The sequence below is a fragment of the Clostridium cellulovorans 743B genome (genome assembly GCF_000145275.1).
Lineage (GTDB): Bacteria > Bacillota > Clostridia > Clostridiales > Clostridiaceae > Clostridium_K > Clostridium_K cellulovorans.
In genome coordinates this window covers 4,620,159-4,633,383 of the sequence record NC_014393.1, presented here as the reverse complement: position 1 = coordinate 4,633,383, position 13,225 = coordinate 4,620,159, and the positions used below count along the sequence as shown (strand labels likewise).

General features: G+C 31.8%; 11 protein-coding genes and 1 pseudogene. All 12 read left to right on the top strand.

Annotated elements, in window-relative coordinates; all coding sequences use genetic code 11:
- Positions 1-55 precede the first annotated feature (55 nt).
- The 12 genes and pseudogenes from CLOCEL_RS19260 (at position 56) to mglC (ending at position 12,978) form a co-directional block, all read left to right on the top strand.
- Positions 56-400 (top strand): PadR family transcriptional regulator, encoded by a 345-nt coding sequence (locus CLOCEL_RS19260; protein ID WP_010073856.1) that lies wholly within the window; start codon positions 56-58, stop codon positions 398-400.
- Positions 387-1,241 (top strand): permease prefix domain 1-containing protein, encoded by an 855-nt coding sequence (locus tag CLOCEL_RS19255; RefSeq protein ID WP_013291946.1) that lies wholly within the window; start codon positions 387-389, stop codon positions 1,239-1,241. Before CLOCEL_RS19260 ends, CLOCEL_RS19255 begins: the two co-directional genes overlap by 14 nt.
- 58 nt (positions 1,242-1,299) lie before the next feature.
- Positions 1,300-1,404, top strand: a pseudogene (locus CLOCEL_RS23880) (GNAT family N-acetyltransferase); the annotation flags it as partial.
- 29 nt (positions 1,405-1,433) lie between these two features.
- Positions 1,434-2,027 carry a DUF1349 domain-containing protein gene (locus tag CLOCEL_RS19250; protein ID WP_010073854.1) on the top strand — a complete coding sequence of 198 codons (594 nt, stop codon included), beginning with the start codon at positions 1,434-1,436 and terminating at the stop codon, positions 2,025-2,027.
- 100 nt (positions 2,028-2,127) lie between these two features.
- A complete protein-coding gene (locus tag CLOCEL_RS19245; RefSeq protein ID WP_013291945.1) occupies positions 2,128-3,135 on the top strand; it encodes an aromatic acid exporter family protein in 1,008 nt (335 codons plus the stop codon).
- 313 nt (positions 3,136-3,448) lie between these two features.
- Positions 3,449-5,071 (top strand): response regulator transcription factor, encoded by a 1,623-nt coding sequence (locus tag CLOCEL_RS19240; protein WP_010073852.1) that lies wholly within the window; start codon positions 3,449-3,451, stop codon positions 5,069-5,071.
- Positions 5,072-5,083: 12 nt separating this feature from the next.
- Positions 5,084-6,850, top strand: a complete 1,767-nt coding sequence (locus CLOCEL_RS19235; protein WP_010073851.1) for a sensor histidine kinase — start codon at positions 5,084-5,086, stop codon at positions 6,848-6,850.
- A gap of 15 nt (positions 6,851-6,865) precedes the next feature.
- Positions 6,866-7,858 (top strand): substrate-binding domain-containing protein, encoded by a 993-nt coding sequence (locus CLOCEL_RS19230; protein WP_010073850.1) that lies wholly within the window; start codon positions 6,866-6,868, stop codon positions 7,856-7,858.
- Positions 7,859-8,023: 165 nt separating this feature from the next.
- Positions 8,024-9,085, top strand: a complete 1,062-nt coding sequence (locus tag CLOCEL_RS19225) for a galactose ABC transporter substrate-binding protein (RefSeq protein ID WP_010073849.1) — start codon at positions 8,024-8,026, stop codon at positions 9,083-9,085.
- A gap of 218 nt (positions 9,086-9,303) precedes the next feature.
- The gene (locus CLOCEL_RS19220; protein WP_010073848.1) at positions 9,304-10,335 is read left to right on the top strand and encodes a galactose ABC transporter substrate-binding protein; all 1,032 of its coding nucleotides are present in this window, start codon (positions 9,304-9,306) and stop codon (positions 10,333-10,335) included.
- 105 nt (positions 10,336-10,440) lie between these two features.
- Positions 10,441-11,955 carry a sugar ABC transporter ATP-binding protein gene (locus CLOCEL_RS19215; protein WP_010073847.1) on the top strand — a complete coding sequence of 505 codons (1,515 nt, stop codon included), beginning with the start codon at positions 10,441-10,443 and terminating at the stop codon, positions 11,953-11,955.
- A gap of 18 nt (positions 11,956-11,973) precedes the next feature.
- On the top strand, positions 11,974-12,978 hold the full coding sequence (gene mglC / locus CLOCEL_RS19210; protein WP_010073846.1) for a galactose/methyl galactoside ABC transporter permease MglC: 1,005 nt from the start codon (positions 11,974-11,976) through the stop codon (positions 12,976-12,978).
- Positions 12,979-13,225: the final 247 nt, after the last annotated feature.

Genomic DNA, 13,225 nt, shown 5'->3' with positions numbered 1-13,225 from the left:
TAAGTACATTGCATTATTAGGTACTGTGTGTTAATATGGTTGCAGGAGGGGACATATGGAAATTGATAAAGAGATGTTAAAAGGTTATATTGATACTATTTTGATGAGTTTAATTAAAGATAGCCCCATGTATGGATATGAGTTAGCAAAACGAGTAAGAGATATTAGTGAAGAAACATTTGAATTAAAGGAAGGAACCCTTTATTTATCACTTAAACGTCTTGAAAAGAACGGATATGTGAAATCCTACTGGGAAGACAGTGAAAGTGGAGGAGGAAGACGTAAATATTATTCTATTACAGAAGAAGGCATAAGTTATATTCTAAAGAAAAACCAGCAGTGGATATTTATGAGAAATCTAATAGATAAATTTATGGAGGGTATAGATGATGGAAAGTAATATGAATATAAGTAAAGAGCTATCTGATAGAATAAAAAAATTTGTTAAAAAGTGTTCAAAGAATATATCGGAAGATAAAACTGTTGTTAAAGATTTCGAGGATGAAATGAGTGTAAATCTAGAAAGTAGTATAGTTGAACTTATCAAAGAGGGACACAGCGAAGAAGAGGCATTTAATATAGCCATAAAAAGATTTGGAGATGCGAATCAAATACAAAATGAATTAATTGGAATATTTAAGATTGAAAAGAAATTCGAAAAAGTCATTCTAATGGCAGCTATAGTATCGTTAATTGTTTCATTAATGACTTTTACAGTACATAGAATAGTGCATAAAGATTTTTCATTAATAGTCCCAGCTGAATTTGAAGCTGCTGTAAATGAAAAGATTAAGTCAGGGGAAGATATATCTTCTGAGGAAGTAAATAAGTTGATCACAAAGTATAAAAGTAAGTTTAGATATGTTACTTTAACTAAAACAGCTGGTAACGGTGAATTGGATACAATATACCCAGAAGGCTTTTCAATAGAAGAAATTAAAAATGATACTGAGGATTTTTTATCTACTTATGTTAGGTCTCCTGAGGGTATTGAATGGACACTTAGATTTGGATTTAACCTTGATGGATTTCATTTAGGAGTTCCTATATTATTAAGACAAATTGCAGTAAGCACTTTGGCAGTGTATTGGGTGCTATTTGGAGTTTGGAGTGTAATTTATGCTTTTCACAAAAAAAGGTTAGGTTTTCCTTGGATAATAGTCTTCTTTACATTAAATATAGTAGGTTATATTATATTCGAACTTGATTACAAAATGAAGCTTAAACTGAAAACAGCATAAGAGTATTCTTAGGAATAAAGCTTAATTAAATATAGTAGAAAAGTTAGATTTTTATGTAGAAAAGATAGGATTTTATAATGAAGGTTTAGCATACAAGTATTTAAAGATAAATGGAAGATGGGAAGACCATATACATATGGTGGTATTAAATGATAAAATGTAGTAAAGTTTTGAAATTTTAGGGGGATAATTATGTTTCAATTTAATTCTGAAGATGCAAAGTGGTTTTTTAAACCTGAAAATTATTCAATAGAAAAAGATAGGGTGGAAATTACAACAGAGCCTAATACTGATTTTTGGCAAAGAACTTATTATGGATTTAGAAATGATAATGCGCATGTACTTTATGTTACAACGGACGAAAAGTACTTTTCATTCACAGTAAAAGCAGAGTTTAACAGTACAGCTTTGTTTGATCAATGTGGAGTTGCAATTTATCAAGATAGTGAAAATTGGGTGAAGGCAGGAATAGAATTTCATGATAATAACACTGCTTGGCTTGGTAGTGTTGTAACAAATAATGGTTACTCTGATTGGGCTACTACTGATGTTGGAGCTTTTGTAAAATCTATGTGGTATAGGTTGAGCAGACGAGGAAGTGACTATTGTATTGAAAACTCTTTTGATGGTATAAACTTTAAGCAGATGAGAATTTTTCATTTCTTTGAAGGCGCAGAGGAAATAAATATTGGTTTATATGCATGTTCACCAACGGATAATTCCTTCAAGGCTACATTTACAGAGATGAAAGTTACAGAATGTCTATGGAAGGAACATAAAATATAGAGTGGCTGACCCAAGAATCCTTAAGGATTTATTTGAGGAATGACTTTTGAGGAAATATAATAAAAAAGGAATTAATTTACGAAAGAAAGACGGACCACATATGAAAAAATTTATCGGATTTAGAATATTGAAAACAGCAATTGGCTCATCACTTGCTATTATTATAGCTCAATATTTGGGTTTGAAATATGCTGTAGCTGCTGGGGTTATAACTATACTGAGCATTCAAAATACTAAAAAAACTTCTATAAAGCTAGCTTTTCAAAGACTCCAATCTACTGTCTTAGCTTTATTGGTTTCAAGTATATTGTTCTTTATTTTTGGATATAATCCTTTCGTTTTTGGGTTATATCTAATTATTTTTATTCCTATTACTGTGATTTTAAAAATTACAGATGGAATTGTTGTTAGTTCAGTTTTAGTTACTCATCTATTAGCAGAAAAGTCTATCTCTATGTTTTTAATAACAAACGAGTTTTTACTTATGATTGTTGGTGCTGGTATAGGTATTATTTTAAATATTCATATGCCTAAAATTGAAAATGAAATTAAAGAGCTTCAAGAAAATATAGAAGAACATATGCGAAAAATTCTGTTCTACATGGCAAAAGATCTGAGAAATCAAGCAGTACACATAGATGAAGAAATCTTATTTAATGAATTAGAAAACATATTAGTAGAAGGTAAAGATAGGGCTTATAGACATTTAAATAATTATATTATGAGTAATGATGCGAAATATAATGAGATAAAATATTATGTTAAGTATATGGAAATGAGGACTCTACAGTATGAAGTTCTAAAATATATGAGAAGTCATTTTATAAAATTCTATATGACTTTAGAGCACACAGAAATTGTAGCTAAATTCACAGAAAAGGTAGCATCAAATTTTGGAGAATATAACACTGCTGAAGAACTCTTAATTGAACTACACGCAATTATATTTATGTTTAAGGTTCAAGAACTTCCACAGACAAGAGATGAATTTGAAAATAGAGCGATGCTTTTTCAATTTTTGAACGATATGGAAGCACTTTTAGTGTTAAAAAAGAATTTCTGGACAAATCACAAGCTTAATGAAGCTGTAGGTGACAAAAAATTATAAAATACCTAGGAGCATGGTGGCATTTTCATATAGAAATTGCTATTCGGCATTTTAAAATTGTTGTTATGGTATATATTCAGCAGTTGATAAGAATGAAACTTTATAAAAGTATACATTTTATAGGCATATATGTGTTGAGACGATCAATACATATATGCCTTTTGTATAAAAATTAAATGTTATAATATTTAATTCAAAATCAAGTTGATAATTAACCGTAAATTCAACATATATATATTCATTTCTTCAAATAATGATATATAATTAGTAATACTATAACTATTGCTATATACCAAAGGTTAGGGAGGTACCAATGTATAAATTATTATTGGTTGATGATGAAGAAGAAGTGAGACAAGGAATTGTAAAGAAAATAGAGTGGGAAAAGTACGGCTTTGAACTGGTTGGAGAAGCGGAAAATGGTAGAGAGGCTTTAGAGATAGCCGAAAAGGTAATGCCAGATGTAGTGATTACTGATATAAAGATGCCTTTTATGGATGGGATTAAGCTATCACAAGAACTTAGAAAAAGCATTCCTACTACTAAAATAGTAATATTAACAGGTTTTGATGAATTTGAGTATGCCCAGAAGGCGATAAATCTAAGAGTAATTGAATACGCATTAAAACCTATTTCTTCAGATGAACTTATAGATATTCTTTTAAGGCTTAAAACACAGCTTGATGAAGAGATTTCAGAAAAAGAAAATACAGAGTTATTACGAGCTCACTATACAAAGAGTTTACCAATTTTAAAGGAAAAGTTTTTTTCATCGTTGATAACAAATAGTTTGGAAAAAGATGAGATATACGAAAAGTGCAAAAATTATGATATTAAATTAGCAGGCAACTTTTTTACGGTAGCAGTTATAAGTATTGATGATAGTATTCTAAAAGGTAAACATAGGTATAAATTCGGTGAAGAGGCAGAATTAATCATATATGCTGTTTTAAACGTAGTAACTGAAATTGGGTTTATGCATGATATTCATAATATTTTTATTCATAATGATAGGATTGTATTAATAATTTCTGCTGAAGAAGAAAAAGCTGAAACTGTTATTAGAGAAATGTTATCAATCCTTGAAGAAATACGACAAAGTATTGAAAAGTATTTAATGCTTGAAGTTACAATTGGTCTTGGAACAATGGAGACAGATACTTCTATGATTTCTAACTCGTGGGTTAATGCTATGGCTGCATTAGATTATAGGTTGATTTTAGGTAGTAACAGAATTATATGGATCGAAGATATAGAGCCAGGTAGTAAAGATAAGATTATCTTCGATAAAAATATGGAACACGAGATGGAAAGTTCTATAAAGGTTGGCACGGAAGTTGAGGTCAGTGAAACTATAGACAGAATGTTTGATAAGCTTACTGATACTAAAGCTTCTTTTAAGGATTATCAGATATACCTTCTCGAAATGCTTACTGCTATACTTAAGGCTGCTCAGAGTTCTAATGTGGATTTAGCCTCTATATTTGGAAGAGATTATAATATTTTTGTTGAGTTATATAGTTTCAATGACCTAAAACACGTAAAAACCTGGCTTAAGGAAATATCTCTGAAAATAATGAGTCATATTATGAAGGATAGGAAAGATACTTGTGAACTTTTAATTGAAAAAGCAAAGGACTATATCCATAGGAACTACAGTGATAGTGAACTTAACATCAATGATTTGTGCAATCACTTACATATAAGTCAGACGTATTTTAGTCTCTTATTCAAGAAAGAAACTAAAATGACTTTCATCAACTATTTGACTTCCATAAGGATGGATGAAGCAAAGCAGCTTCTTAAAACTACCGATATGAAGACATTTGAGGTGGCAAGAAAAGTAGGATATTCAGAGCCTAATTATTTTAGTTACAGTTTTAAAAGGTATCTTGGGATGTCACCATCAGAATATAGGAGTGGGAAGACTAGTTAAGGAGATGAAGCTTTGGAGAATGACGTTATTACTAGAGTTTTAAAGAAGCCCTTTCAGCGATTGATGAAAGCGATAAAGCTAAAAAGCATTCAATTTATTATAACGATATCTTTTACGGCTGTAACAATTTTAGCAATGCTTTTTGTAGGGATTATAAGCTATAGCAAGTTTGCTGATACCTCAGAAAAAAATGCTGCATCAGCAATTCAGGAGTTAGTTGATCAGATAAATTCTAATATAGAATATTATTTAAACAGCATGGTTAACGTTTCTAATCTTTTGAGTAACAATATTTATCTAAACCCCAATATTCAAAACAGCAATCTTATGGATCAGATGAATGTTATACAAAGCACTCGTAATGACATTACTACACTAGCAGTATTTTCAGAAACTGGAGAACTTCTTCTTGGTACTTCTAAAGTTCAATTAAAGTCTGGTGCTGATATTACATCACAAGGATGGTTTGAAAATGCATTGAACAAATCTGGTAACCTTATTTTTTCGCTACCACATGTTCAGAATCTTTTTCAAGGAAAATATGATTGGGTTGTTTCATTAAGTAGGACTATTGATTATACTGATGGGAATACAACAAGGCATGGAGTGCTTCTTGTGGATATGAATTATAGTAATATAAGTCAGTTGTGTCAGAATGTGAGTATAGGGAAAAATGGGTATTTATACATTGTGGATTCTGAAAACGATATAATATACCATCCTCAGCAACAACTTATCAATATAGGTCTTAAAAAAGAAAAGAATCAGGATTACCTTGGCAGTTATATTGAAAATTCTGATGAGGGTAAGCAACTTGTGACTATAAAAACTGTTAAATATACAAATTGGAAAGTTGTTGCGGTGGCAAATGTCTCAGAAATCGTGGCATCAAAAAAAGAAATTATGAACTTCGTTATATGGATTTTAATTTCTTGTATTCTACTAATCGTGCTAACATTCTCGTTTATTTCTGCAAAGATATCACAACCAATAAAGCAGTTAGAGAAATCCATGAAAAAGGTTGAAGAAGGAAACTTTGATATTCAGATAGACGCAAAGGGTGAAGACGAAGTTGTAAAGCTATCCCAAGCCTTTAATTTAATGTTGTCAAAGGTTAGGTCTCTCATGAGTCAAATTGTGATAGAACAAGAGTCAAAACGAAAAAGTGAATTAGATGCACTTCAATCTCAGATCAATCCTCATTTTTTGTATAATACTTTAGATTCTATTGTTTGGATGGCGGAGAATGGTAAAAGTCAAGATGTTATAACAATGGTAACTTCTTTAGCTAAATTGTTTAGAATAAGTATTAGTAAAGGCCGAAATATTATCTCAGTTGAGCAAGAAATAGAGCATGCAAGAAATTATCTTATAATTCAAAAGATTAGGTTCAAGAATAAATTTACTTATGACATAGAAACTGATCCAGAGACAATGCACTTAAAAACAACAAAGTTAATTCTGCAGCCACTGATAGAAAATTCTATTTACCATGGGATAGAGTATATGCAGGATCAAGGATACATTAAAATAAGCACTTCTATTGTTGATGGAAAACTGTTATTTGAGATTAGTGATAATGGGCTTGGAATAGAGCCTGAAAAACTTCCGCATCTACTTGAATATGAGACTGAACCAAAAGCTGGTTCTGGCATAGGTGTGAAGAATGTTCATGAAAGGATTCAGCTGACTTATGGAAAAGAGTATGGTCTTGAGATAAAAAGTGAGCTAGAAGAAGGCACTAACATAAAAATATGGTTACCTATAGTAGAAATTTAAGTGAAGAGGTTAACGATGAAGATTAAAATCAATTTTAACATTAAGTGGATTATATTTATAGCTCTATTGATCTCTATAATAGTTTTTCCTTTCTATTATCAGAAAAGAATCTCCACACAAAATGAGAAGATTAAAAACATAAGCCTTATTCTTTTAAATCAGAGTGATGATTACTGGAAAAATGTAAAGCTTGGTGCTGAGACAGCGGCAAAAGAGTTCGATATTAAACTGAATATTGTTGCTCCTGAAGACGGAGGTGATATTACAATCCAGCAAAACCTTATAAATGAAGCAGTAGCAATGAAAGTGGATGCTTTATTATTGGTACCCAGTAGTTTTCAGGAACTTGTGGAACCAGTTGAAGCTGCAGTTAACAAAGGTATAATTGTAATGACTGTAGATAGTAAAGTAAATACGGCAAAGATAGCGTGCTGTATAGCAACAGATAATCTAAGTGCGGGTAAAAGTGCAGGAGAAAAACTTGTAAGTCTTGCAAGAATGAATTCAGTGGCTGCTATTGTAGGCTTTGATAAAAAAACAGGTAGTAATGAATTTGATAGATATAAGGGGATAAAAGAAGTTACCAAAGATTATAAAGAAATACAAGTAATTGATAGGTGGTGCGACATTAAAGATTCAAATGGAGCTGAAAGGATAGCGAAGGAATTAATATCAAATAATGAAGATATATCGGTGATAATTGCTCTAAACTATAAAGCTTCAATTGGTGTAGCAAGAGCTATAGAAAAGTTAGGCTTGAAAGGAAAGATAAAAGTAGTGGCCTTTGATGGTGATTATCAAGAAGTTAAATATATGGAAGATGGAACAATACAATCTGTGGTTATACAGAGTCCTTTTAGCATGGGATATTTAGCTGTTAAAAATGCGGTTTTAAAGCTACAAGGAAAAAGTATTCCAAGGTATATTGAAAGTGGATTTACTGTTATTGATAATGATGCCATATATTTGCCTGAAAATCAGAAGATTCTATTCCCATTTACTCAGTGATCGGTAATTGAAAGTTTATAAAAAATCTATATAAATAAACTAATTTAGCATTGAACTTATGGAAAACCTATTTTAAGTCTGATATTTAATGTTAAGACTGATAGATTTAATGGGTGAGTGGGATTTTTAGATTAGATATTTACATATAAGTATAGGAGACAAAGGATGAAAAATAGTAAAAGTACAAGAGTTTATTTAATTGTATTTATAGCATTAGTAATAATAACATTTTTCATAGTAAGCATGAACAGAAATATTTTTATGGAAATTGGTTATAAAGATGGATTCCCTAAAATTGGAGCGGTTATTTATAAATATGATGATACTTTTATATCTTATGTAAGCGAGAGCATGGAAGAAACTTCTTTTGGGAAAGCAGCCCTGAATGTTCAAGACTCACAAAACGACCAATCAAGGCAATTTCAACAGATTGATGAGATGATTGATGATAAAGTACGAGTTCTTGTAGTGAATCTTGTAGAGCCTACAGCTGCTGAAACAATTATAAACAAAGCGAAAAATGCTGAAGTGCCAGTAATTTTTTTTAATAAGGAACCAGAAGCCTCTGTTCTAAAAAGTTATAGTAATGCTTGGTATGTAGGTGCAGATTCTTCAGAAGCTGGAATTCTTCAAGGTAAAATGATAGCTAAATTATGGAGAAAGAACTTGCAATGGGATAAAGACAAGGATGGAATTCTTTCTTATGTTTTACTAAAAGGAGAACCTGGCCACCCAGACGCAGAAATAAGAGCAAAATATGTAATAGACGAAATAAAAAATTCAGGTATACAAGTAAGAGAATTGGATTCCCATTATGCCATGTGGGATGAAGTAAGGGCACGGGGAAAGATGGATCAATGGATAGCACAGTTCGGCAATAATATTGAATTTGTCATATCAAATAATGACACTATGGCAATAGGTGCAATTAACTCTCTTGAAAAGAATGGATATATGTCAGGGGATAATTTTGTTCCAGTGGTTGGTGTTGATGCAATTCAGGAAGCCATACAGGAAATTACTGAAGGGAAAATGGTGGGTACAGTACTCAATGATGCAAAAAAACAGGGTGCTGCAGTAATAAATCTTGCTATAAATGCGTCAAAAGGTGATGATATTCTTAAAGGAACAGCTTTTGTTATGGGGTCTGATAAATCAGTAAGGGTACCTTATGTAGCTATTACAAAAGATAATTTAGACGTTGCAAAAGAAGCTTATAAATATTAGATTTTATATATGAAAAATAAGAGTAAATAGAGTATGTTTATAGCATATTTTATTTACTCTTATAAATTTAATGCTGGATTATTGGAGAAGTGTACAATTTTAAAGAGAGTAGAATTTTAATATATCAGTGTAGAATTTTGCATTCTATTAACATATTGGACATGTTAATATTAGTCCATGAAAACGATTATAACAACAATTCTTAGGGGGAACTACAAATGAAAAAAATTATAACTCTTGTATTAATGGCAACTATAGCTACAACAGCATTAACAGGGTGTTCAAGTTCAGGTTCAAAAGCAGATTCAGGGGATAAAAAAGTAACCATAGGAACTACAATTTATAAGTTTGACGATACTTTTATGACTGGAGTACGTAATTCAATCACAAGTCAAGCTTCAACTGATAATGTAACTGCTGACATAGTTGATAGTCAAAATTCAACATCAACTCAAAATGATAAAATCGACTTATTTATCACAAAGAAAGTTAGTGCACTAGCTATTAATCCAGTTGATCCTAAAGCTTCTAGCACAATTATCAGCAAAGCAAAATCAGCTAATATTCCAATAGTATTCTTTAATCGTGTACCTTCAGAATCAGATATGAATAGCTGGGATAAGCTATATTATGTAGGAGCTAAGCCTGAACAATCAGGTACAATTCAAGGGAAAATCATGGCAGAATATTGGAAAGCACATCCTGAAGCAGATAAGAATCATGATGGTGTTATTGATTATGTAATGCTTACAGGGGAACCAGGAAATTCTGATGCTATAGCAAGGACAAAATATTCTATAGATGAATTAACAACACAAGGAATAAAATCAAATCAATTAGCAACTGATACAGGTATGTGGGATCGTGTAAAAGCGCAGGATAAAATGCAGTCTTTCTTAACTTCAAAAGGAGACCAGATAGAAGCAGTTTTCGCAAATAATGATGATATGGCACTTGGTGCAATAGAAGCATTAAAAGCAGCAGGATACTTCACTGGCGGGAAATATATCCCAGTTGTAGGTGTTGATGCTACAGCACCAGGAGTTAAAGCTATAGAAGATGGAACAATGCTTGGAACAGTTTTAAATGATGCTAAAAATCAAGGTATAGCAACACTTAAAATTGCGGAAGTAGTAGGAAAAGGAGAAACACCTTCTAAAGATAACACAGGTTATGACATAGTTGACGGAAAATATGTATGGATAGATTATAAAAAGATTACAAAAGACAATATAAGTGATGCAAAGTAGTTTCTGAAGCAATATGAATTTAGATTCAATCAAGGATAACAAGAGAAGTTAGTCCTTGATTGAATTAAATCAAGATTCAGGAATTCTTTTTGGAGGTATGAGATAATGGAGAACAATTATTTGCTTGAGCTAAGAAATATATCTAAAGAGTTTCCTGGTGTAAAAGCATTGGATGATGTAACACTTAAAATCAGACCAGGTTCAGTACATGCCCTAATGGGGGAGAATGGAGCAGGAAAATCCACCTTGATGAAATGCCTCTTTGGTATATATAAACAGGACCAAGGAGAAATAATCCTAGAGGGTAAAAAAATAGAGGTGAACAATTCCAAGGAAGCTTTAGATAATGGGATTGCTATGATCCATCAAGAGCTTCATCCTGTTAGATTTCGTAATGTTATGGAAAACATGTGGTTAGGACGACTTCCACTTAAAGGCGTAGGACCTTTTAAATTAGTTGACAGCAAAAAAATGCACAACGATACTGTAGAACTTTTTAAAAAATTAGAAATCAATGTAGAACCTGATGTTATTGTAGATACGCTTTCAGTTTCAATTGTGCAACAAATGGAGATAGCAAAAGCTGTATCGTACAACGCGAAGGTTATAGTAATGGACGAACCAACTTCGTCTTTAACAGAAACAGAAGTTGCTCACCTTTTTAAAATAATTCGTGATCTTCAAAAGCAAGGGGTTTCAATTATTTATATATCTCATAAGATGGAAGAAATCCTTCAGATATCAGATGAAGTAACAATAATGAGAGATGGAAAATATATAGGTACATGGGCTGCCAAGGAGCTGACTACAGATCTTATAATAAAAAGAATGGTTGGTCGTGACCTAACAAATAGATTCCCAGAAAAAAATACTATTCCTGGGGATGTAATCTTAAAAGTTGAAAATTTCACCTCTCCATTTCCAAAATCCTTTAAGGATGTTTCCTTTGATCTTAAAAAGGGGGAAATACTTGGAGTAGGAGGTCTTGTTGGAGCTCAGAGAACAGAGCTTATGGAAGCTATATTTGGGCTTAGAAGCATTGAAACAGGTACAATTAGCGTAAATGGTAAAGAGGTTAAAATAAAAAATCCAATGGATGCAAAAAAGAATAAGATAGCACTTTTAACTGAAGAGCGAAGAGTTACTGGTATTTTCCCAGTATTATCTTTAACAGAAAATACTACTATCGCTAGTCAAGATAATTATCTGACAACATTAAGACTATTAAATGATAGAAAACGTAAAGAAGATACAAAGAAAAATATCGAAAAATTGAAAGTAAAAACACCTTCAGAAAAGGAATTTATAATGAATTTATCTGGTGGAAATCAGCAGAAGGTGCTTATTGGCAGATGGCTTCTTACAGAGCCAGATATACTTATTCTTGATGAGCCTACTAGAGGGATAGATGTAGGTGCTAAATTCGAGATATATTCCCTTATGGTCGAACTTACAAAACAGGGTAAGAGCATCATAATGATATCATCTGAATTACCAGAACTTTTAGGAATGTCAGATAGAGTAATGGTCATGTGTGAAGGAAAGCTTGCAGGTATTGTAGAAGGCAAGGCTGCTACAGAAGAAGAGATAATGTCGTTAGCAACAAAGTATATGAAGTAAGCTTAGGAGGAAAAGTAAATGGAAGCGATTAACAAGAAAAAAGTCCAGGGATTTTTCAAGCAGAATGCTATATTTATAGTTTTAGTAGTTCTTATATTAGCTATAGCTATAAAGGATTCAAGCTTTATCTCTGTAGATGTTTTTAAGAATATCCTTATTCAAAGTTCAACAAGAGTAATAATAGCTCTAGGAGCTGCATTTATAATTTTAACTGGTGGAGCAGATTTATCTGCAGGGCGTATGGTAGGTTTTTCAGCAGTTATATCAGCATCAATGCTTCAAGCATCAGATTACCCAAATAAGTTTTTCCCTAATTTAGGTGAATTAAATATTCTTGTACCAATTCTTGTAGCAATTGCAATTGGTGCATTAGTAGGAGCACTTAATGGTTTTATAGTATCAAGATTTCAGGTTCCTGCCTTTATAACAACTCTTGGTACAATGGTTATCATATATGGAGCAAACTCTTTATATTTTGATCTTCCTCCAAATAATTCACAACCAATTGGTGGATTAAGATCAGATTTTTCAAACTTAGGAACAGGATCATTTTTAGGAATACCATATGTAGTAATTATAGCTATTGTAGTAACTGGAGTAATATATGTTGTTTTAAATAAAACAAAACTAGGTAAAGATATATACGCAATTGGTGGAAATAAAGAAGCAGCAGTTGTTTCTGGTATAAATGTGAAAAGCAGTATCATGAAGTTATACATGATAGCTGGTGTTTTATATGCTATAGCTGGTATCCTTGAAGCTGCAAGAACAGGTGGAGCAACAAATAACTATGGTAATGGTTATGAACTTGATGCTATAGCAGCCTGCGTTGTTGGTGGATGGTCAGTTTCAGGTGGTGTTGGTACTGTACCTGGAGCTGTAGTTGGAGTTCTTATATTTACAGTAATAAACTATGGACTTACTTTTATAGGTGTTGGACCATATTGGCAACAAATTATAAAAGGTGTTATTATAGTTGCAGCTGTTGCTGTTGATATAAGAAAATATCTTAGAAAGAAATAGAATTTGCATAAAAAGAAGCTTGTTAAAAAACAGGCTTCTTTTTATTGTGTATACATTTATTATTTTAGATGAATAAATGGTAATTTTTTCTATTATCCAACATTAAATACTATATTTAGGATAATGGTATTAAGTATGATGTTTTTTATTTCAATGAGCCCAAATATGAAATATAATATAATGGAACAACATACCTGGAAATCATGAATGAGTTTTCAAGAAAATATTCGAATATCTCTACATAAGG